The 20950-nt window shown below is 73.0% G+C and carries 16 protein-coding genes; 11 read left to right on the top strand and 5 right to left on the bottom strand.

Going from position 1 to position 20950, the window contains the following annotated elements; all coding sequences use genetic code 11:
• Window positions 1-735: 735 nt before the first annotated feature.
• A complete protein-coding gene (locus ACZ7LB_RS26950) occupies window positions 736-2136 on the top strand; it encodes a DUF7507 domain-containing protein (protein WP_471471814.1) in 1401 nt (466 codons plus the stop codon).
• 146 nt (window positions 2137-2282) lie between these two features.
• On the opposite strand, the gene ACZ7LB_RS26945 is transcribed toward ACZ7LB_RS26950, so the two are convergent.
• A complete protein-coding gene (locus ACZ7LB_RS26945; protein ID WP_471471813.1) occupies window positions 2283-2636 on the bottom strand; it encodes a hypothetical protein in 354 nt (117 codons plus the stop codon).
• 720 nt (window positions 2637-3356) lie between these two features.
• Here ACZ7LB_RS26945 and ACZ7LB_RS26940 point away from each other — a divergent pair.
• Window positions 3357-4451, top strand: a complete 1095-nt coding sequence (locus tag ACZ7LB_RS26940) for a response regulator (RefSeq protein WP_471471812.1) — start codon at window positions 3357-3359, stop codon at window positions 4449-4451.
• 22 nt (window positions 4452-4473) lie between these two features.
• Here the strand turns inward: ACZ7LB_RS26940 and ACZ7LB_RS26935 are convergent, their stop codons facing one another.
• Window positions 4474-5193 (bottom strand): DUF981 family protein, encoded by a 720-nt coding sequence (locus ACZ7LB_RS26935; RefSeq protein ID WP_471471811.1) that lies wholly within the window; start codon window positions 5191-5193, stop codon window positions 4474-4476.
• A 355-nt stretch (window positions 5194-5548) separates the two neighbouring features.
• On the opposite strand from ACZ7LB_RS26935, the gene ACZ7LB_RS26930 reads away from it, so the two are divergent.
• From ACZ7LB_RS26930 to ACZ7LB_RS26910, 5 genes are all read left to right on the top strand, one after another.
• Window positions 5549-7945 carry a UvrD-helicase domain-containing protein gene (locus ACZ7LB_RS26930; protein ID WP_471471810.1) on the top strand — a complete coding sequence of 799 codons (2397 nt, stop codon included), beginning with the start codon at window positions 5549-5551 and terminating at the stop codon, window positions 7943-7945.
• Window positions 7946-8295: 350 nt separating this feature from the next.
• Window positions 8296-9000, top strand: a complete 705-nt coding sequence (locus ACZ7LB_RS26925) for a TetR/AcrR family transcriptional regulator (RefSeq protein ID WP_471471809.1) — start codon at window positions 8296-8298, stop codon at window positions 8998-9000.
• 199 nt (window positions 9001-9199) lie between these two features.
• Window positions 9200-10735, top strand: coding sequence for an MFS transporter (locus tag ACZ7LB_RS26920; RefSeq protein ID WP_471471808.1), 1536 nt, complete (start codon window positions 9200-9202; stop codon window positions 10733-10735).
• An 803-nt stretch (window positions 10736-11538) separates the two neighbouring features.
• A complete protein-coding gene (locus tag ACZ7LB_RS26915) occupies window positions 11539-12948 on the top strand; it encodes a DEAD/DEAH box helicase (protein WP_471471807.1) in 1410 nt (469 codons plus the stop codon).
• A 214-nt stretch (window positions 12949-13162) separates the two neighbouring features.
• The gene (locus tag ACZ7LB_RS26910) at window positions 13163-13417 is read left to right on the top strand and encodes a DUF5302 domain-containing protein (protein WP_471471806.1); all 255 of its coding nucleotides are present in this window, start codon (window positions 13163-13165) and stop codon (window positions 13415-13417) included.
• A 155-nt stretch (window positions 13418-13572) separates the two neighbouring features.
• Here ACZ7LB_RS26910 and ACZ7LB_RS26905 read toward each other — a convergent pair whose 3' ends face one another.
• From ACZ7LB_RS26905 to ACZ7LB_RS26895, 3 genes are all read right to left on the bottom strand, one after another.
• Window positions 13573-13965 (bottom strand): hypothetical protein, encoded by a 393-nt coding sequence (locus ACZ7LB_RS26905; RefSeq protein WP_471471805.1) that lies wholly within the window; start codon window positions 13963-13965, stop codon window positions 13573-13575.
• 951 nt (window positions 13966-14916) lie between these two features.
• On the bottom strand, window positions 14917-15249 hold the full coding sequence (locus ACZ7LB_RS26900; RefSeq protein WP_471471804.1) for a transcriptional regulator: 333 nt from the start codon (window positions 15247-15249) through the stop codon (window positions 14917-14919).
• Window positions 15246-15971 (bottom strand): hypothetical protein, encoded by a 726-nt coding sequence (locus ACZ7LB_RS26895; protein ID WP_471471803.1) that lies wholly within the window; start codon window positions 15969-15971, stop codon window positions 15246-15248. The genes ACZ7LB_RS26900 and ACZ7LB_RS26895 overlap by 4 nt, the downstream gene beginning before the upstream one ends.
• Before the next feature lie 299 nt (window positions 15972-16270).
• Between ACZ7LB_RS26895 and ACZ7LB_RS26890 the strand changes: the two genes are divergently transcribed.
• From ACZ7LB_RS26890 to ACZ7LB_RS26875, 4 genes are read left to right on the top strand one after another with little or no spacing between them, the layout of a single operon-like run.
• Window positions 16271-17221: a MurR/RpiR family transcriptional regulator gene (locus ACZ7LB_RS26890; protein ID WP_471471802.1), complete on the top strand. Its 951-nt coding sequence runs from the start codon at window positions 16271-16273 to the stop codon at window positions 17219-17221.
• Window positions 17221-18357 (top strand): amidohydrolase family protein, encoded by a 1137-nt coding sequence (locus ACZ7LB_RS26885; protein ID WP_471471801.1) that lies wholly within the window; start codon window positions 17221-17223, stop codon window positions 18355-18357. The genes ACZ7LB_RS26890 and ACZ7LB_RS26885 overlap by 1 nt, the downstream gene beginning before the upstream one ends.
• Window positions 18354-19586, top strand: coding sequence for a M20 metallopeptidase family protein (locus ACZ7LB_RS26880; protein WP_471471800.1), 1233 nt, complete (start codon window positions 18354-18356; stop codon window positions 19584-19586). Before ACZ7LB_RS26885 ends, ACZ7LB_RS26880 begins: the two co-directional genes overlap by 4 nt.
• On the top strand, window positions 19570-20916 hold the full coding sequence (locus tag ACZ7LB_RS26875; protein WP_471471799.1) for a type I glutamate--ammonia ligase: 1347 nt from the start codon (window positions 19570-19572) through the stop codon (window positions 20914-20916). The genes ACZ7LB_RS26880 and ACZ7LB_RS26875 overlap by 17 nt, the downstream gene beginning before the upstream one ends.
• Window positions 20917-20950: the final 34 nt, after the last annotated feature.

Here is a 20950-nt window from a genome sequence, read left to right as displayed (position 1 = left end):
AGGCGGAGGTGGAGGCGGGTGGGGGTGGGGGTGAGGGCGAGGGCGGGGCCGGCCCCGGGGCACGGGCCCCGACTCCCTCCGCACGACCGCGCGGGGGAGTCCCACGCCCCGTGCCGCTCCCGGCCGGGGTGCCTTTGCGCGGGCGGATCCGCGCCCCGCGCCGTCCCTGCTCGTCCCGCCTGCCGTCCCTCCAGCGGGTCCGTCCGGTCCCGTCCGGTCCCGTCCGGTCCCGTCCGGCTCGTCGCCCGGCCGCGCGCCGCTTCCCCGTACGGCCGTGAGCCATCCGGCGGTGAAGCACCGTCCCCCGGGGTTCCGCGCGGCGACGGACGGCGCGCGGCGGGAACCCACGACGATCCGCCCACCCCTCCAGGCCGCTCCTCTCGCCGTCCCGCGCGTCAACACCGGGGCGATTGATTCACCTGCGGAAAGGGTGAACGGAACCTGGAGCGCAGGGGGTGTCCGGTCAGGACCGTCGCGTACGCCGGGGGCGGGAGAGGACAGGTGGGGCGGATGCGACGCGCCCGCCCGCGCCGGAGCGCACGGCGGGCGGGCGCCGTGGGGAACCGCGGGGGCAAACCCACCGGCGCACTTCTGGCCGGTTGCGTACCACCCCTCCTTCACCTTCCCACGCGGATGCGGTGCCCTTCGACGCGTACCGGGCCCGCGTCGGCACACGTACGGACACAGCGGACCGCCGGGCCCATCCAGCAGCCTCGCATCACAGGGGGAAGACCCATGACCACACCTCCTTCCGTTCCGCTGCGCGTCACCCTGGCCAACGGCGGCTTCGAGGAGCCCGCCGTCACCGGGGTGGAGATCCTCCCCGACTCCTCCCAGACCCAGGCCGCCAAGAGGGTCCCGGGCTGGCTCACCACCGCCACCGACCACATGATCGAGCTGTGGCGCTCGGGCTTCCAGGGCGTGCCGTCGGCCGTCGGCGCCCAGTTCGCCGAGCTGAACGCCAACCAGGTCTCCACGCTCTACCAGGACCTGCCCACCACCCCGGGCAGCACGCTCTACTGGCGGCTGTACCACCGCGGCCGGCTTGGCGACGACACCATGGCCCTGGACATCGGCGCACCGGGCGCGGCCGTCGAACAGCGCCGCTTCACCGACGGCAAGAACGCCTGGGGCCACTACACCGGCACCTACACCGTCCCGGCGGGCCAGAACCTGACCCGCTTCGCCTTCCGCTCCGTCTCCGCCGCCGGCGGCAACCAGGGCATCGGCAACTTCCTGGACGGCATCTTCTTCGGCACCGCCCCCCACCTCGTCCTCGACAAGAGCGCGATCCCCGCCGGGCCGCTGGAGATCGGGGACGTCGTCACCTACCGCGTCACCGCCAGGAACGAGGGCGGCGGCGCGGCCGAGAACCTCGTCCTCACCGACGCCGTGCCCGCCGGGACCACGTATCTGCCGGGCTCCCTGCGGATCGTCGACGGCCCCAACGCCGGTCCCAAGACCGACGCCCAGGGCGACGACCAGGCCTACTACGACGCCGCCGGGCGCAAGGTGGTGTTCCGGCTGGGCAACGGTGCGACCGCCGCCGAGGGCGGCAGCCTGCCCAGCACCGAGACCCTCCCGGCGGGCACCACGGCCGAGTACCGGGTCACCATCGACCGCTCCGCCGCGGGCCGGGAGGTCAGCAACACGGCCACCGCCTCCTACGAGAACCGCCTCGGCACGGTGCCGCAGCCCCTGACGGCCACCTCCGAGACCCGGACCACCCGGGTCAGGCCCGCCGCCGACCTGAGTGTCGCCAAGGCGGCCGACGCGACCACCGTCACCGTCGGCCAGACCGTCACCTACCGCGTCACGGTCCGCAACGCGGGGCCGAACGGTGCCACCGGGGTCACCGTCACCGACCGGCTCCCCGAGGGCCTCGTCCTCCTGTCCGCCGACACCGCGAGCGGCACCTACGACCCGGCCACCGACCGGTGGAACGTGGGCGACCTCACCGACGGGGCCTCCGCCACCCTCGTGCTGCGGGCCAAGGCCACCCGGACCGGCCTCGTCACCAACTCCGCCACCGTCACCGCCCGCGAGAAGGACCCCGACACCTCCGACAACACCGACAGCGTCTCCGTCTGCGTCACCCCGGCGCCCTCCTGCTGCACCCCCTGCGCCGGGAAGTAGCCCCGCCGCACACCTGCCGCGCCCCGCCCGGTGCTCCGGGGCGCGGCTCCGCCGTACGCGTCTCCGACGGTTCCGCCGGTGCGCGCCGGCCCGCGCGGTTCCGCCGGGGCGGGCGCCGGCGGAACCGCGCGGAGCGCCCCGGCCCCTCAGCCGTCCCTGCCTCCGACCCCGTCCCCGCCTCCGTCCCCGGAGGGGTCCCGCTGCCAGAGCATCTCCAGGCCCAGCACGATCGCGCACAGCACCGCCGCCGTACCGGGAACGGCCACGAACGCGACATGGATCAGCCGGTTCTCGTCCGGGAGGAAGAGGTCCACCCACCCCAGGGTCAGCGACAGGGCGGCGGAGACCCCGCCGATCCGGGAGGCCCAGGAGAACAGGCGCGCGTGCCACGGACCGGTACCCGGACGGTCCCGTGAGCGCACGTCGATGCTGAAGAAGATCAGCAGCACCGCGAGGAAGGAGATCAGACCGACCATGTCGGCCGACGGCATCGGACGCATCACGCGACCCTAGGCCCGCCGCTCCGGCCGGAGGGGCCCGCGCGTCCCGACACGCTGTCCGGGCCTGTCCGGCACGCGTCCAGGTTCCGCCGGGTACCGCCCCCACCGGGTGACGCCCCGTCTCCTCCCGGCGGTCACCGCGTCCCACCGGTGCCGCCCGGAGTTCCGGGCACCTCGGAGGCGTCGCCCGCGGGGTGCCACCGCCGGGCGACCGGATCCCCCGCCGGACGGGCCGCGGCGTCCCGCCCACGGTGGCCCGGGTGTTGCCGCAACACCCCGGCCCCGTACCGGCGGTGACCTGCGGGACGGGAGTGTTGCCGGACCGCCGCGCGGGACGGCAACGGGCCGGGGATGTTGCCGGTTCACCGGTTGCCCGGCGCAACGGGATCACCAGGGGCCATGGTGTCTCTCATCACCGAGCGTGCCCGTCCGGGGCGCGCCGTCCCGGCCGGTGCCGGCCGGAGTGAGGAGGGCAGGCCCTGATGGAAGGTTCCCTGGTGTCGGTGCGGACGGCACCGGTGCTGTTACTCGTGGTCCGGGCTGGGGTGCGGGCCGGTCGGCCGGCGGCGCCCGCCGGACACGGCCCGGCGGGCGGGGTGCTCGCCGGGCTCGCCGCCGCGGGCGCCGCGGTCCCGGTGCCCCACCGGGCGATCGCCCCGGACCGCGCGCCGGGGGACCGCCCGGCCGTGTGCGGGTCGGACGCGGAGACCGGGGGCGGCCGTGGGTGAACTGCGTCCCCTCGCCGGTGACCTGACGGCGGAGTCCCGGGCCCTCGCCACGGCGCTGCGGGAACTCTTCGAGGGCATGGGCATCTCGGTCCGCCGCTACGCCGCCCGCCGCACCCGGGACGCGGGCACCTTCTCCCGCTACCTCAACGGCACCCGGGTGCCGCCCTGGGAGGTGGTGACGGACCTGTTCACCGACGTTTCCGAGGACCGGGGCGTGGCCGTGACCCCGGAGGCCATGGAACTGGTGCGCCGACTGCACCGGGCGGCCGTGGAGGCGAGCGGCTCGCCCCGGCACGCCGTGGAGGTGCTGGAGCAGCAGCTCGCCGAGGCCGACCGGGTCTCCCGACGGTCCAGCGCCCGGGGCGACGCGCTGGGCGACGCACTGCTGGACCGCAAGCACCGCATCGCCGATCTGGAGGTGCGCCTGAACCAGCTGGAGGCGCGGTGGAGCGCGCAGCGGGAGCGGGCGGAGCGCCTGGCCGCCGCCGGCCCCGACGTCTCCGAACTGCTCCGGGAGCGCGACCGGCTGCACGACGAGGTCACCCGGCTCTCCGCCCAGCTCAGCGACGCCCGCAGGCAGCGCGACGACGCCGAGGAGCGCTGCACCCTGCTGGAGCGGCAACTGGAGGCGGTGGAGCAGGCCCAGACCGTCGCGGCCGTGGAACCGGTGGCGCCCCGGGCCATGCCCAAGGTCCTCATCGTCGACGACCAGCCGGACAACCTGCTGGCCATGACCGCCGTGCTGTCCACCCTCGACCAGGAACTGGTCGCCGTCGCCTCCGGCCGCGAGGCCCTGCGGGCCCTGCTGGACCACGACGACTTCGCCGTGATCATCATGGACGTCCAGATGCCCGACATGGACGGCTACGAGACCGCCGCGCACATCAAACGGCGCCCCCGCACCCGTGATGTGCCCATCATCTTCCTCACCGCCATGGGCACCGACCCCGGGCACTGCGCCCGCGGATACGCGGTGGGCGCCGTCGACTACGTGGGCAAGCCCTTCGACCCGTGGGTGCTGCGCGCGAAGGTGGCGGTCTTCACCGGCATCCACCTCGAACGGCGCCGCCTGGCCGGGGAGCAGTGACCCGCCGGCGCCGGTCCCGGGACTACATGGTGTTGACGATGAGACCGATGTGGGTGAAGTAGTTCAGCGCGCCGAACCCGAGGAACGCGATGCCGCTGAGGGTCCAGCAGACGCCGACGATCCAGGTGGCGGCCTTGCCGCGCCGGTGCAGGAGGGCGGGGAAGACGAGGGCGCCGACGCCGACGAGGACGTAGAGCCCCGACATGAAGCTCGCCTCCAGCATGGGGTGGTCGGCGAACTCCCCGGAGATGGGCTCCTCCGGAGGCGCGGCGAAGAGGGTGTACTTCCACCCGGCGGCGGCGATTCCGAGGCAGGCCAGGCCCAGGCCGAAGACGAAGACGGAGACCGGACCGCTGAGGACGGCGGCGGTCCGCTCACGGTCGGGGGTGGCGTCGAACTGGGCGCCGCGCTTCCAGAGGAAGAGGGAGGCGGCCAGCAGCAGGGTGCCGAAGGCGAGGGAGGGCTCACCGAAGATGATGTTGTCGAAGGGGAAGCCCTGCCCGGCGAGGGGCCAGGTCAGGGTCATGTGGAGACCGGTGGAGAACAGGATGATCCCCAGGACCCCGAAGGCGAGGGCCCAGCTCTCCGAGACGATGGTGTGCCCGTTGACCAGCCGGAACCCGAGTGCCACGACCAGCAGCAGTCCGGCTCCGGCGGCGAGGGACATGATGGTGTTGTAGGTGGGCATGCGCGTCCAGTCGATCTTCAGACCGGTGTCGGCGGCTGCCATGAGGGTGTTCATGGACCGAGGGAACCCGCTCGTGGGACCCCCGGACGGCCCGTCGGCGCGTGTTCCCGCCGGAAACACCCCGAATACCCGTGCGGTGTACTCCGATCGGCGGTGCGGACCGGCCGATGGCCGGTGTACCTTGCCGGGCCCGTGAGCGACGCCGACCCGGGGGAGGGGCGGGGGTCGGGTGCGCGAGAGCCCTCCCGGGCCGCCCGCCGGCGTTCACGGGCCCGGCCGCGCGCCGGTCCGCCGCCCGCCCCGGCCGGAAACGGATACCCGGCGTGCTCCTTGTGTTGACGGGGCGTCAGCCATTGCTCCAGCCTCTGGGGCTGCGGTACATGAAGCCGCGCTTCCCAGAGAGGAATCCATGGCTGTGGAGCCGACGAAGGAGCAGCAGGCCGCCCGGGAGGTCTTCGCCTCCGGCGGGGATCTGGCGCTGATAGCGGGCGCCGGGACGGGCAAGACGTCCACCCTGGTCCTGATGGGAGCCGCGACCCGCGGACGGGGACTGTACGTGGCGTTCAACCGGGCGATCGCGGATGACGCCCGCAGGCGGTTCGGGCCCAACGTGGAGTGCCGCACCGCGCACTCCCTGGCCTTCAGGGCTGTCGGCCACCACTACCGCGAGCGTCTGAACGCCTCGGCGCGGATCCCGGCCAAGCACACCGCCCGCCTGCTCGGCATCACCCGTGACCTCGACGTCAACTCCCGCCAGATCAAGGTCACTCACGCCGCACGACTGGTGATGGGCATGGTGCGCAAGTTCTGCTACACCACCGACCGGCAGGTCATGGCCCGCCACATGGAACCGGTCAACGGCCTCGACGGCCCCGGCCAGGACCATCTCGCCCGCACCCTGCTGCCCTACGCGCACCGGGCGTGGGAGGACATCTGCTCGTCCGAGGGCCGACTGCGGTTCGAGCACGACCACTACATGAAGCTGTGGGCCATGACCGCCCCGCGGCTCGGGGTGGACTTCGTCCTGCTGGACGAGGCCCAGGACACCAATCCCGTACTTGAGGAGGTCTTCCTCGCCCAGGACGCGCAGCGGGTGTGCGTCGGGGATCCGGCCCAGCAGATCTACGGCTGGCGCAACGCGCGCGACGTGATGACCGGCTTCCCGGCCCAGCAGCTCTGTCTGACCCGGTCCTTCCGGTTCGGCCCGGCCATCGCCGAGGTGGCCAACCGGTGGCTGGAGCACGCCGACTCGGAGATGCGGCTGACCGGCCACGGTTCCGGCTCCCGCGTCGGCCCGGTGCCGGGGCCCGATGCGGTGCTGTGCCGGGGCAACGTGGACGCGATGAGGGAAGTCCTGTCCCACCTGGAACTCGGCGTCCCGGTGGCCCTGACCGGCGGTGGCAGCGCACTGCAGCGCATCGCCAACGCCGCGCTCGAACTCAGGGCGGGCCGCCGCACCAGCCACCCGGAGCTGTTCCTGTTCACCTCCTGGGACGAGGTGCAGGAGTACGCCGAACAGGACAAGGCGGGCCAGGACCTCAAGGCGATCGTGCAACTGGTCGACACCTACGGCCCGGACCAGATCATCGCCGCGGTGGACCGCCTCAGTCCGGAGGACCAGGCCCGGGCCACCGTCTCCACCGCGCACAAGGCCAAGGGACGGGAATGGCCGTCGGTACGCATCGGCAAGGGGTTCATGGCCCCGTCGGTGGACGACCAGGGTCTGCAGCGCGCGCTCAACGTGAGCGAGGCCCGCCTGATCTACGTCGCGGTCACCCGCGCCCGCCGTCTGCTCGACACCGAGGGCATCGCGTGGATCGACGCCTACGAGAAGGCCACGGCCGACTCCGGCCGGGACGGCACGGTGGGCGGTCGGCCGATGATCGAGCTGAGCCTGACCGGGCAGCTGAAGTACGACTCCTCGCCGGTCTCGCGGTTCATGGCCCGCCACCTGCCCCGCAGCGAGAACCTGGCCCGTGACTACCAGGCGCGCATCGTGGGCCTGCCGCACCCCGTGCAGCCGATCGACGTGCAGTACCCGAACTGGTCGGCCCTCGGCCACGCCGTCGACTACCGCCTCCGGCTCAGCCTCGGCGGCCGGCTCGGACCGGCCGTCGTCTCCGGCGTCATGCTCCTCGACGGGACCGCACCGCTGCCCGGCGCACCGGCGGGCGGGGCGCGCCGGGCCCTTCACACGGCGGGCCGGGAACTGCTCGCCACCGTCGAGACCCACCTGGCCGGTTCCCGCCGCCCGGACGAGAACGGGCTGATCCGCCTGTGCTTCGTGGCCGGCTTCTTCGAGGACATCGCCCGCACCGGTGAGATCCGCCGCTTCAGCATGCTCGGTTCCGCCGGTCCCGGCACGACCCTGAACGACCTCGTCGCCGGGGTCCCCGGGTACGCCGTGACCGACATCGCGCAGCAGATGCGTCTCGCCGACGGTCCGTTTGCCGCCTTCCGGGCCCTGCCGCCGAGGGCCCGCGTGTGCGGTCCGGTCTTCGCCGGCAGCCAGGACATCGGCGGCGCCGACGCGGACTGCGTCCTCGGCGGTCTGCTGCTGGACTGCAAAGCGACCAAGGACCCCCGGCGACTGGGCCGTGAGGAGATCTACCAGCTCGCCGGATACCTCCTGCTGGACTACGACGACCGGTTCGGCATCGACCAGGTGGGCCTCTACCTCTCCCGCCAGGGCGGCCTGATCACCTGGAAGGCCGCCGACTTCCTGCGGGGGCTCGGCGCGAGCGCCCCCCTGCCGCGACTGCGCGCGCAACTGCGCCGGCACCTGCGCGAAGCGGCCCGCCGCTGACGGCCACGACAGGCAGATCACCACGGTGACGTGGGCGGGAGCCCGGTGCCCGGTTGCCCGGACAAGGCCCCGGCCGGAGGCGTGCGCACCCGGCGGCGCGGGCACCGCCGCCCGTCACGCGGGTGTGTCGCGGCGCCTTGGGGACGAGGGCGGCTTGGGGGACGAGGGCGGCCGCGAGTCCTCCGGGACGGGCGGGTGACGCCGGTCAGCGCCAGACCGCTCAGACGCATGTGACGCACGGCATACGGAGGTCGGGAAATAACCGGGGCCCTTCTCCCCGTTTGAAGCTGCGTCGAATGAAGCGGGGAATCCCTCCCCGGATACTCCCCGTGATTCCAGGAGGTCATGGCGTGACCGCCCTTCCCGGTGCCGTAGCCGGTGCCGCGCCCGAAGCCGTGCCGGACCCCTCGGCCGCGCCCGCCCGTGCGCACCGGCCCCGCGCCGACGCCCTGCGCAACCGCGAGCGGCTCGTGACCGCGGCGCGGGAGATGTTCGTCGAGTCCGGCCCCCATGTGCCGTACGACGAGATCGCGCGCCGGGCGGGCGTCGGGAACGCCACCCTCTACCGCAACTTCCCCGAGCGGGCCCGTCTCGTCCACGAGGTGGTGCTCTCGCTCACCGAGCGCGTCACCGCGCTCGCCGACCGGGCCGCGGAGGAGGAGGCCGACTCCTTCGCCGCGATCCGCCGCTTCACCCACGGCGCCGTGGAGGAGCGCGTCGGCGCCCTGTGCCCGATGCTCGACGGCACCTTCGACAAGGAGCACCCCGAGCTGACCGCCGGCCGGGAGCGGTTCGAACGGGCCGTGCAGAGGCTCTTCGACCGCGCCCACGAGGCCGGGCGGCTGCGCGCGGATGTCGGCGTCGGGGATCTGATGGTGGCGCTCGCCCAGCTCGCCCGCCCGCTGCCGGGCGTGTCCTGCGGCCGGTTCGACCGCTTCGTGCACCGCCATCTCCAGTTGTTCCTCGACGGCCTGGAGGCCCCCGCCCGCTCCGAACTCCCGGGCTCGGCCGTGACCTTGGAGGATCTGAGACACGAATCCTGCCCGTTGTCCTGATGGTTCCGGAGGGTCTCCCCGGACGACCTCTCCCTTCGGGAGAGGTCGTCCGGGGCCCGCCCGTCCGTGATCCGGTTCCCTGAGGACCCGGCCGCCTGAGGCACCCCGGGGCCCCGCTCCCCGGAGACCCGGCCCGCACCCACCCGATTTTTCGAGACGTCCCTTTTCCAGCAGTACGAACCAAGAGGTGGCTTCACCCATGCCGAAAACGCCCGAGAGCGTCACGACCCGACCCGACCCGGGTCGCTGGAAGGCGCTCGTCTTCATCGCCCTCGCCCAGCTGATGGTCGTCCTGGACTCGACGATTGTGAACATCGCCCTCCCCTCCGCCCAGACGGATCTGGGCATATCGGACGGCAACCGGCAGTGGGTCATCACCGCCTACGCCCTCACCTTCGGCGGACTGCTCCTCTTCGGCGGGCGCATCGCGGACCTCTGGGGCCGCAAGCGCACCTTCGTCGTCGGGCTCATCGGCTTCGCCGCCGCCTCCGCCCTCGGCGGTGCCGCGAACGGCGAGGCCATGATGTTCGGCTCCCGGGCGCTCCAGGGCGCCTTCGGCGCGCTCCTCGCGCCCGCCGCGCTCTCGCTGCTCGCCGTGACCTTCACCGACGCCAGGGAACGCGCCAAGGCGTTCGGCATCTACGGCGCGATCGCCGGTGCCGGCGGCGCCGTGGGCCTGGTCCTCGGCGGATTCCTCACCGAGTACCTCGACTGGCGCTGGACCTTCTTCGTCAACATCCCGTTCGCCGTGGTCGCGGCCGTGGGTGCGTACCTCGTCGTCCGGGAGCCCGCGGGCGGGCGCAACCGCGCCGCGCTCGACGTCCCCGGCGTGGTCCTCTCCACCCTCGGCCTGGTCGCGCTCGTGTACGGCTTCACCCGCGCCGAGTCCGAGGGCTGGAGCGACAGCGGCACGGTCGGCCTGTTCGCCGGATCGGCCGTCCTGCTCCTCGCCTTCGTGCTCGTCGAGGCGAGGGTGAAGTCGCCGCTGCTCCCGCTGCGCGTCCTGACCGACCGCAACCGGGGCGGTGTCTATCTGTCGCTGGGCCTCGCGGTCATCGGCATGTTCGGCCTCTTCCTCTTCCTGACGTACTACCTCCAGGTCGTGAAGGGGTACACACCGCTCCGTACGGGCTTCGCGTTCCTCCCGATGGCCGGAGGCATGATCGTCGGCTCCACGCAGATCGGCGTGCGCCTGATGACCCGTGTCCGCCCGCGCCTGCTGATGGCCTCGGGCTTCTTCGCGGCCGCGGTCGCCATGCTGCTGCTGACGCGGCTGGAGACCGGCAGTTCGTACGCCGCCCTGATCATGCCCGCTCAGCTCCTCCTCGGTCTGGGCATGGGTACGGCGTTCATGCCGGCCATGTCGCTGGCGACCCTCGGGGTGGACCCGAAGGACGCGGGGGTGGCCTCCGCGATGGTCAACACCTCGCAGCAGGTCGGCGGCGCCATCGGCACGGCCCTGCTGAACACGATCGCCGCCTCGGCGACCACCGCGTACCTGACGGGGCACGCGGCGGGCGCGACCACCCCGGAGGCGCAGGGGATGCTCCGGCTCCAGGGCATGGTCGAGGGGTACACGTCGGCCATCTGGTGGGCGGTCGGCATCCTGGCGGCGGCTGCCGTGATCGCCTTCGTCCTGATCGACGCGGGCCGTCCGGGCTCCGGGGCGGGCGAGGTCGCGGGCTCCGGCGCGGACTCCGACGCCGAGGTGAAGGTGCCGGTCGTCGCGCACTGAGTCATCGGCGCCGGTTCACGGAGGGCCGGGTGGGCCCGGTGGGCCGAGTCCGAGGGAGCCCGCACCCGGGGCGCACCGGGTGCGGGCTCCCTCGCGCTGGGTTGGGGGAGCGGGGTCGGGCCCCGGCGTGCGGGAGGGTGCCTCCACACTCTGTGTGCCGTCGCGACCGCTCCCGGCGAGGCCCACGAGTGACGAGATCGAGCCCGACGGGGCGGCCGGTACCGTCCGGTGGTGAGCGGAGGGCATCGGGGAGGCCGACGGGGAACCCCCGGGCCGGATGCGCATGGTGGCGGCCGGCGGAAGTCCGCGGAGCTCGACCGGCGCCGGGGTCCCGCTGCCGGCCGTGGCGTACCCGACGAGCGGGCGATCCGATGGCGCCGTTCTCCTGCGAGGGCGGGCGGCGCTCCGGCCGGGGCGGGACTCCCCGCACCGCGACCGGAGGAAGTGCCCCGTCCTCCGCGGGCAGCCCTCAACGGACCGTGACGCCCTCTACTCCCCGCACGCGTGGGAGGCCGGGTCCACCCCCACCGTGTGACGGCCGAAGCGCACCACCGGTCGGTCCCGCCGCGGTGGACCGGACGGGCGCCGGGCCTCCGAGGGTGTGCTGCTTCGGGAGCCTACGAGGGAGGCGCGATCCCCGTCGGGGCACGATCCCCGTCGGGGCGCGATGGCGCGCCCCGTGTTACTCTCACTCGTTTGCGTGGTCGTCGCGGTGGGCGATTCCGTCCGTTCGGTTCCGCTCGTGCGCGGGCTGACCCTCCTGCCGGGCCTTCCTCGGTACGTTCCCCTGCGGAAGGCTGTTCATGAAGCACACCGATGACTCCGGCACCGCCCACGGCGGTCCCGCCCGGCCCGGGAACCCGACTTCGGCGTCGGCCGTCTCCTTCGCCGATCTGGGACTGCCCGCGGAGGTGCTGCGCACACTGGACGGACTCGGGGTGAGCGAACCCTTCCCGATCCAGGCCGCCACACTGCCCGACGCCCTGAAGGGGCGCGACGTCCTGGGGCGCGGACGCACCGGATCGGGCAAGACGCTCGCCTTCGGCCTGCCGCTGCTGACCCGCACGGCCGGGCGGCGTGCCGAACCCAAGCAGCCCCTCGCCCTGATCCTCGTACCCACCCGGGAACTGGCCCAGCAGGTCACCCAGGCGCTGACGCCGTACGCCGAGGCGCTGCGGCTGCGGATGGCCGCGGTCGTCGGCGGGATGTCGATCGGCCGGCAGATCACCGCGCTGCGCGAGGGCGCCGAGGTGGTCGTCGCCACCCCCGGACGTCTGCACGACCTGATCGGGCGCAACGCCTGCCGTCTGGGACGGGTGCGGATCACCGTGCTGGACGAGGCCGACCAGATGTGCGACCTGGGATTCCTGCCGCAGGTCACCGAAGCGCTCGACCAGGTGCGCCCCGACGGTCAGCGGATGCTCTTCTCGGCCACTCTCGACCGCGATGTCGACCTGCTGGTCCGCCGCCACCTCCAGGACCCCGTCGTCCACTCGGTCGACCCGTCCGCGGGCGCGGTCGCGACGATGGAACACCATGTTCTGCTCGTCCACGGTCCGGACCTCTACGCCGTCACCACGGAGATCGCCGCCCGCGACGGCCGCGTCATGCTGTTCCTCGACACCAAGCACGCCGTCGACCAGCTCACCCGCCATCTGCGGGCCGGTGGCGTGCGCGCCGGGGCCCTGCACAGCGGCAAGTCCCAGCCACAGCGCGCGCGGACCCTGGCGCAGTTCAGGAACGGCCAGGTCACCGCGCTGGTGGCGACCAATGTCGCGGCCCGTGGCCTGCACGTCGACGACCTCGATCTCGTGGTCAACGTCGACCCGCCCACCGACCCCAAGGACTATGTGCACCGGGCGGGCCGCACCGCCCGCGCCGGTGAGTCCGGCAGCGTGGTCACACTCGTGACGTCGGCCCGGCGCCGCGAGACGAGCGGCATGCTGGCCGCGGCGGGCATCTCGGCGACCGTCACCAAGGTGCGCTCGGGTGAGGCGGAGCTGAGCCGCATCACGGGCGCCAAGGCTCCGTCCGGCATTCCGCTCGACGGCGGACCCGCCGTACCCCGGCCCAAGAACACCAACGCTCCCTTCCGCGGCCTCGGCACCAGCAAGGACACCTCCCGCGGTGCCGGCGGCAAGTCCCGCAGGTCGGCGGAGGCCCGCAAGCTCGCCGACGCCCGCAAGGCCGCCCTCGTGCGCCGCAACGGCTGACAGCGATCGCGCCGTCGGCGTATCTCCTCGCCGTCGGAGCGACACCCCCGGCCCCGCCCGGAGTCCGTCCCGTGCCGCCCCGCACACGAACGAACACCCCCGGCCGTGAGCGGGAACGTCCGCTGAAACGGAGCGGGACGATGTGCCGGTGCCTCGCACTGCTCCCGGCATGGCAAGCTGTGCTTGCCCCAACCCCCCAACTCAGGAGGTCACCATGACCGCAGAGCCCGTACCCACGGAAGGTTCGGAGCCGGCCGCCTCCGAGACGCCCGCCGAGACGCCCGCCGTGGCGCCGGACGGCGACGGCAACTACGACCTCAAGGCCAAGTTCCGCGAGGCGCTGGCGCGCAAGCGCGGCGCCCAGGCGGAGGCCGCCGATGTCGCCGCCAACCCGGACGCCTCGAAGGTGCGCGCCGCGCACGGCCCGGCCGCGAGCCAGCGGTCGTTCCGGCGCAAGAGCGGGGGCTGATCCGACCGGTCCCGCGGACCCGGTCCCTCGGCCGCTCCGCCGGGCACCGTCCGCCCGCGCATCCCGCGCCGCGGCCCGCAACGCGCGCGTATTCCGTGCGCGTTGCGGGCGAGGCGTGGCGGGGATCCTCGCCCGCGGCGGGCCCTCGCGCCCTGTCAGTGCCCGTGTGAGCGCCTCCACTGCGGTCGGTGCATGGCGGGCCGGCGGTGTCCCGCCACCTCGTCCGCCGTGCTGCCGCCCCGTTCGTCGAGACGGTCGGCCATCATGTCGCGCTCCGCCGTGGCCTGCCTGGCGGTCTCACGGTGTTGGCGGCCCTTCTGGCGGCGGTGCCGCGCCAGCGCCATCCCGGCCATGAGCATCCACATACCCAGGCCGAAGATCAGCGTCAGGGCGATACCGCCGAGGAACGCACCGAGCGTGTTGATCGTGAACGGAGTGCTCCCGAGCAGGGTCACGGTGTAATCCGGACCACCGGACAGGTTGTACGCGATCAGGAGACCTGCGAAGGCAGCGGCGCACGCCATGAGCAGAAGACCAAGCGCCAGCATGTTTCTCACCTCGCTGCATGGGGTTCGTCCAGTCGAGTCACCACGGGCGCGCGGGCAAAACGCGGTCTTCGCGCCCGACGTGGCGAAGGCGTCGGCCTCAGTACCGGGCGGGCGGTCTCACCCGGCCGTGGAGGGGACGGTGGTCGGAGGGGTTGGCGGTGCCGGGTCCGCAGGCGAGTCAGGTCGCAGTGGCCGGGGCGAAGAGGCAGTCCGGCGTGTTGCCGCCCGCGGTGGCTGTTCGCCCGGAATTGTTCCCAGTTGCCGATGGCGCCGCTCCGGCGGGCCCGGAGCATGCCGAAGCGGGTGCCCGTGTCGTGGAACTCCGCGGACACACAGAGGCCGTTGGCCTCGGAGCGCAGCGCCGGGTGAGCACCCTTGTCGTTGGTGTGCGGGGTGAAGGTCTCCCACGGGTCTTCCACGAGCCGAGGCTGCCGGGCACGGCGCAGTCCGATGCCCGGCACGGATCCACGACCGGTCCGTGCCCCGGATGAGCAAGCGACCCCCACACGGCACGGCGGGGGCCCTCGTGCCCCCGTACCGGGGAACCGGCCTGTCGCGGCTCTCCGTCCGAACGGACGCCCGCCGGCAGGATCGGCCGGCCGCGGTCTCCTGCCCGGGGACGGATGGGCCGGCGGGCCGCGCGGGTCGGCACCGCCGCCATGTCCCAGCAGGCGGCCGGCGGCGGCGAACGCCCGCCCGGGCGCGCAGCGGTGCAGCGGAGGGGCCGCGTTCTCCGGCGCGGGCCGGGAGGCTTGCGCCGTGCGCCCGGACGGGGAACTCCGCCCCCGGCTTTTGTCCCGGATCCGTTGCGCATGCCTCGGCCCGGTCCCTCGGTCGCGCGCGGCACACGACCGCGGGCCGCCGGCACCGCCGGCGAAGGGCCGGCTCGGGCAGCGGCTCACGACCGGAGCATCGGATGCCGTCGCTGCGAGGATGCGCGGACCCTCGGAGTCAGGTCGGGCGGAGACCCCTTCGGCCGGCGGCGTGTTCCACCTGCTGGATGAGCTGTTTGAGCTGGTTGATCTCCTCCCGGAGAGCCTTCTCCCCGGCGAGGGTGAGGTTGACCCAGGTACGGGCGCGCTTTCCCTCGTAGCCCTTCTCGATCTCCACGAGTCCGGCCTTTTCGAGCACGGTCAGATGCCGGCTGAGATTGCCGGACGTCAGCCCGAGGGTGTTGCGCAGGAAGCCGAACTCCACACGTCGGGCCTCGTGGGCGATCGTCAGGATGCCCAGCCTGACCCTCTGGTGCACGACGTCGTCGAGTCCGTTGGCGGGATGGGTCATGCCGAGCGCCGCTTGAGCAGGGCGAATCCGACGGCGCCGAGCAGCAGCACGCCGCCGTTGACGACGAGGAGGGGCAGGTCGGCCCAGACCGACGAGGCCGCGACGAACTGGCCGAGGTCACGCGGTCGCAGCACGATCGCCAGGTACGCGAGCGCGAAGGCGAGCAGCGCCCAGCTCCGCTCCGCCCGGGCCAGCACCACCAGGCCCAGTGCGATGGCGACGGCCGGGTTCGCCACGTGGTAGAGGAACTGGACCTCCGGGGCGCTCCCCGCGAGGAGGACGCCGTTGACGCTGACTTCCTGGAGCAGCGGGTGGCGCACCGCCCACAACGAGGCGAAGGTGAGCGCCAGGCCGAGGACGATGCCCACGACGACGTAGGACCGGACGCGGGTGCCGATGCCGCGTCGGCGGGACCTGAGCATGTAGAAGCCGCAGATGACCGCATAGGCCAGTACGAGGGCGATCGGCCAGTAGACGAAGGCGTGGGCGGTGTACTCGGTGCAGAACGCGACGCCGGAGTCACCCACCGGCATGGACGGCCCGCAGGCCATGGAGCGGGGACCGTAGCGATAGACGGGCACCGCGGCGAGGGTCACGAGGCCGAGCAGGAGCAGCGGGAGCCAGGTGCCGCGGTGGGCCTCGCGTACTCGGCGGGTGAGTTCACGGGCCGTGGCCAGGAGCGCTTGGGGGGTGTCCGCTGAGGGCACCGACATGTCTGCCATGCACGTAGGTTTGCATTACAAGCAGATTGGCACAAGAGGGATTACAAGCCGCTCGGCCCCGGATCTCGGACCCCGGCCGCCGCCGGCCCGCTTCCCCGGCGCGGGCGGAGCCGGGAGCCGCACGCCGGTCCCGGATGCCCTCGCGGGTCCGGGAGGGGGGCCCCGCGGAAGGGTCGGAGCGGCGCGGTCGGGGCCGGCGGAGGCGGGGTGGGTGCGGGGCCGTGCGGCGGGAGAGCCCGGCGGAGTAAATTTTTGTAACACCTTGCGCCACATTTACGGGCTCGTGTAAGTTGCGTTACATGACAGAGCGCTCCGTATTCGATGAGCTCGCGCGGATCCTTCCGACGATTCCGCCGGCTGAACGCCGCGTCGCCCGGGAGCTCCTCGCCGAGTACCCCTTCGCCGCGCACCAGAGCATCGGCGATCTCGCCCAGGCCGCCGCGGTGAGCGCGCCGACGGTCCTGCGGCTGGCGAGGCGTCTCGGATACAGCGGCTACCCCGAACTGCGGCAGGCGGTGTGGCGCGACATGGCGGGCCGGACCGCCTCACCGTTGCTGCTCTCCCCCCAGACGGCCCCCGGAGCGGACGAGCACGTGCTGGCGCGCGCCGACGCGCTGTTCGCCGGCGCCCCGGCGCGGCTGAGCGCGACGGTCGACGCCGATCAGTTCGACGGTGTGATCGGCCTGCTCGCGGACCCCAAGCGCCGGATCTACATCGCGGGCGGCCGGTCGTCGCGGCACACGGTGAGTGCCTTCGCGCTCGATCTGCAGGCTGTCCGGCCCTCGGTCCACCTCCTCGCCGAGGACCACGAGCAGGTCCGCTTCCTGCTCGACCTGAAGCACGGCGACGTGCTGATCCTCTCCGACCTGCGCCGCTACCAGCGCAGCGTCATCTCGTTCGGCGAGCGTGCGGCGGAACTCGGCGCCACCGTCGTCGTCATCACCGACCCGTGGATGAGCCCGCTCGTGGCCTGCGCGGCCAAGATGCTGGTGATCCCGGTGCAGACGCTGGGGCCGTTCGACTCCCTCGTCCCGCTGCAGTCGCTGGTCGAGGCGCTCACCGCCGCCCTCTTCGAGAGGCTCGGCTCGGCGACCGAGGAGCGCATGCGCAGGTCGGACGCCCTCTGGGACGAGTACGGCGTTCCGCTGTCCGGCCCCGGTGAGGAGCCCCGGGAAACCGCCGGTCCGGTCGGGGACGACACTCCCGAACCCGCCAAGAAGAGACGTGCGAAGAGAAAGGAACAAGGCTGATGAGCACCGCACTCGACGCGCTCGTCCGGAGCGTCCCCCTGGTGGACCACCACTGCCACGGGGTCATGAGGGACTCGGTCACGCGCGACACCTTCGAGATACTCGCGACCGAGTCGGACTGGCCCGACGACACCTGCTCGGTCTTCGACTCCCAGGTCGGACTGACGTTCCGGCACTTCTGCGCGCCGCTGCTCGACCTCCCGGTGAACTGCGGCGGCGAGGAGTACTGGGACCGGCGCGAGCAGTTGGGACAGGACGAGGTGACCCGTCGCCTCATGCGGAGCACGGGCATCGGGACCTTCCTCGTCGACACCGGCTTCCGCGCCGACGCCATCGTCACGCCCGAAGAGCTCGCCGGTGTCAACGGCGCCCGCAGCGGGCACATCGTCCGCCTGGAGACCGTTCTCGAGGACGTCGCGCGGGGGGCCGGCGCCGGCACCTTCATCGAGGACTTCGACGCCGCCCTGGCCGGCGCGGACCAGTGGGCCCTCGGCTACAAGTCCGTCATCGCCTACCGCTTCGGCCTGGACTTCGACCCGGACGTTCCCACGGCCGCGGAGGTGACGGCGGCCGCGGGCCGATGGCTGAGGGAGATCGCCGGCGGTGCGCCGGTGCGCGTCAGCGACCCCGTCCTGATGCGCCACGCGCTGCACCGTGCGGTGGCCCTGGCCAAGCCGATCCAGTTCCATGTCGGGTTCGGGGACTCCGACATCGTCCTGCCGCGCTGCGACCCGTCCCGGATGACCGAGTTCATCCGGCGGACCCGCACCTCGGGGGCGAGCATCATGCTGCTGCACAACTATCCGTTCGTGCGGGAGGCGGGCTTCCTCGCCCACGTCTACCCGCATGTGTACGTCGACACGGGCGTGATCCTGAACTACACGGGATGGCGCGCCCGCGCGGTCGTGCGCGAGTCCTTCGAACTGACCCCGTTCCACAAGATGGTGTTCTCCAGCGACGCCTTCGGCCTTCCGGAGCTCTACTGCGCCGGCGCGGCACAGTGGCGTCGTGAGGTCGGCGCCCTGTTCGGAGAGTGGGTGGCCGAGGGCCTGATGTCCGGGACGGACGCCGAGAAGTACGTCACCTGGGCGGCCCACGGCAACGCGCGGCGCGTCTACGGGCTCGGCGAGAGGTGAGCGCGCCCCCGGACCCGGAAACCGCGCTCCGCGGCCGTGTCGCCGAGGAGCTTCCGCGCGCCGTCGAGCTGCGCCGGACCCTGCACCGCGAGCCGCGGGTCAGCGGTGAGGAGGGGCCGACGCTCGAGACGCTGGTCCGGGCCCTCGACGGCATCCCGTCCTGGCGCTTCCCCGGCCACGTCGGGATCGCTCGCGCGGGGGCGCGGAGCGGCCACGCCATCGGACTGAGAGTCGAGCTCGACGCGCTGCCGGTGCGTGAGAGGACGGATGCTCCGTGGGCGTCGCGCAACGGCGCCATGCACGCCTGCGGCCATGACGTGCATATGGCCGCGGGCGTGGCGCTGGCCCGCGCCGTGCACGCGACACCGGGCGCGGTGCCGCTGGTCCTGGTCCTGCAACCGCGCGAGGAGCAGGTTCCCTCCGGCGCCGTCGACGTCCTGGCGCAGGGTGTCCTCGACGGTCACGAGATCGCGGCGATGGTCGGCGTCCACGTGCAGCCGATGCTTCCCCGCGGAGAGGTCTCGGCCGTCGCGGGGCCGGTGAACGCGGCCGCGGACACCGTGACGATCACGGTCACCGGGCGTCCGGGGCACGCCGCCTACCCGCACAGGACCGCCGATCCCGTCGTCGCGGCCGCCCACCTGATCAGTACGCTGCAGACGCTGGTGTCACGATGGGCCGACCCGATGAACCCGACGGTCCTCACCATCGGCAGCATCCACGGCGGGGAGTCGCCCAACGTCGTCCCCGCCGAGGTCACGCTCACCGGCACGCTGCGAACCTTCGACGAGGCGGAGCGGACCGAGCTGGCCTCCGCGATCGTCAAGGTCGCCGATCAGGTGTGCGCCGCGCACAGGTGCTCCGCCGACGCCCGGATCGACTTCGGTGATCCGGTCCTCCTCAACGACGCGGACCTCGTCCGTCACACCCTGCCCAGGCTGGCCGCGGCCGGCCTCGAACTGGGCACCGAGCTGCGCAGCTGCGGCGCGGACGACTTCGCCAACTACTGCCCGCACTACCCCTCGTTGATGATCTTCACCGGTGCCGGCCCCGGGCCGTCGGGACCCGGTCTGCACCACCCGTCCTTCCTCCCCTCGGAGGGCGACATCGACGCGGTCGTCCGTTCGATGCTGGCCGGCTACCTCGGCGCAGTCGACCGGCTTCGCGCGCTGCCGTCCTCCGCACCCTTCCTGCCATCCTCAGGAGCCATGAATGACCTGGTCCAGTGACGCCAACACCGGCCTCGCCGACGAGCTGATCGCCCAAGGCGCGAAGGCGCTGGTCGCGACGGTGGTCGACAACTCTGGCGCCATCCGCGCGAAGCTCGTTCCCGCCGAGCGCATCGCCTCCGTCGCCTCCAGCGGATTCGGCCTGTCGTCGCTCTTCGCCGTGATGGGCGTGAGCGGCCGGATGACCTCGACCAAGGACTTCGGCGGGCCGTCGGGCGACATGCGCCTGATCCCGGACCTCTCGGCCGCGGCGTGCATCGACGCCGGCAAAGGGCTGTGGTGGGCCCCCGTCTACCAGTTCACCCAGGAACAGGAGCCGGTGGCCACGTGCCAGCGGGCGATCCTGCGTCGGCACGAGGAACTCGGCCGCGACCGCGGACTCGAGCTCAAGATGTCCTTCGAGCTCGAGTTCACGGCGAGCGGACCGAACGGCCCCGCACACGAGGGCCCGCCCTTCAGCGTGAACGCGCTCCTCGAACTGGAGGACTTCATGCTCGACCTCTCCGCCGCCCTGACGGCCTGCGGAGCGGAACCCGAGCTCGTCCATCCCGAGTACGGCGACGGCCAGGTCGAGTTCTCGGTCCGCCCCACGACCCCGCTGAAATCGGCCGACCGGCAGGTCCTGACCCGCATCGTCGCCCACCGCGTCGGCCGCCGCCACGGGCTGCACGTTTCCTTCAGCCCGGTGACCAGCACGGGGGGAATCGGCAACGGCTGCCACATCCACTTCTCGGCACGCGACTCCGAACGGAACATCTTCGCGTCCCCCGACGGCATCATGCCCCCCGAGGCGGGAGCGGCCATGGTCGCCGGCCTCGTCGAGAACCTTCCGGCCGCGACCGGGCTCTTCGCGCCGAGCGCCATCAGCTACGAGCGGCTGGCACCCGGACACTGGTCCGGCGCCTACGCGGCCTGGGGCGTCGAGAACCGGGAGTGCGCCGTCCGGTACATCCCCGGCACGCGGTCGGCACGTGACGCCGCCGCCAACGTGGAGCTGAAGATCGCCGACGCGACCTGCAATCCCTATCTCGCGGCCGCCGCCATGCTGGCCCTCGCGCTGGACGGCCTCGACCGCAAGGCGGTGCCGCCGCCCCCGATCTCGGCCGACCCCGGCGAGGCCGCGGACCGGGGTCTCGTCGATCCCGGTGTCCGGTCGCTGCCGGGCGACCTCGAAACCGCCCTGCGCCAGGTGGAGGAGTCTGCCCTCCTGCGCACCTGGCTCGGCGACGCGGCCGTCGACGCCTTCGTCGCCGTCCGGCGGACCGACGCCGCGGAGCTCGCCCCGCTCGGCGTCGAACAGCGGATCGCCGTGCTGCGATCCCAGTTCTGAGCCCCCGCCCCCACCACCGATCCTCCAGGAGGAA

The organism is Streptomyces sp. NPDC107521, from assembly GCF_055598485.1.
This window is presented reverse-complemented; position numbering and strand designations above follow the sequence as displayed.

Coding starts and splice junctions, on each gene's coding strand:
- ACZ7LB_RS26950 (WP_471471814.1), top strand. CDS start 736: ATGACCACACCTCCTTCCGTTCCGCTGCGCGTCACCCTGGCCAACGGC.
- ACZ7LB_RS26945 (WP_471471813.1), bottom strand. CDS start 2,636: ATGCGTCCGATGCCGTCGGCCGACATGGTCGGTCTGATCTCCTTCCTC.
- ACZ7LB_RS26935 (WP_471471811.1), bottom strand. CDS start 5,193: ATGAACACCCTCATGGCAGCCGCCGACACCGGTCTGAAGATCGACTGG.
- ACZ7LB_RS26930 (WP_471471810.1), top strand. CDS start 5,549: ATGGCTGTGGAGCCGACGAAGGAGCAGCAGGCCGCCCGGGAGGTCTTC.
- ACZ7LB_RS26920 (WP_471471808.1), top strand. CDS start 9,200: ATGCCGAAAACGCCCGAGAGCGTCACGACCCGACCCGACCCGGGTCGC.
- ACZ7LB_RS26915 (WP_471471807.1), top strand. CDS start 11,539: ATGAAGCACACCGATGACTCCGGCACCGCCCACGGCGGTCCCGCCCGG.
- ACZ7LB_RS26910 (WP_471471806.1), top strand. CDS start 13,163: ATGACCGCAGAGCCCGTACCCACGGAAGGTTCGGAGCCGGCCGCCTCC.
- ACZ7LB_RS26905 (WP_471471805.1), bottom strand. CDS start 13,965: ATGCTGGCGCTTGGTCTTCTGCTCATGGCGTGCGCCGCTGCCTTCGCA.
- ACZ7LB_RS26900 (WP_471471804.1), bottom strand. CDS start 15,249: ATGACCCATCCCGCCAACGGACTCGACGACGTCGTGCACCAGAGGGTC.
- ACZ7LB_RS26895 (WP_471471803.1), bottom strand. CDS start 15,971: ATGGCAGACATGTCGGTGCCCTCAGCGGACACCCCCCAAGCGCTCCTG.
- ACZ7LB_RS26890 (WP_471471802.1), top strand. CDS start 16,271: ATGACAGAGCGCTCCGTATTCGATGAGCTCGCGCGGATCCTTCCGACG.
- ACZ7LB_RS26885 (WP_471471801.1), top strand. CDS start 17,221: ATGAGCACCGCACTCGACGCGCTCGTCCGGAGCGTCCCCCTGGTGGAC.
- ACZ7LB_RS26875 (WP_471471799.1), top strand. CDS start 19,570: ATGACCTGGTCCAGTGACGCCAACACCGGCCTCGCCGACGAGCTGATC.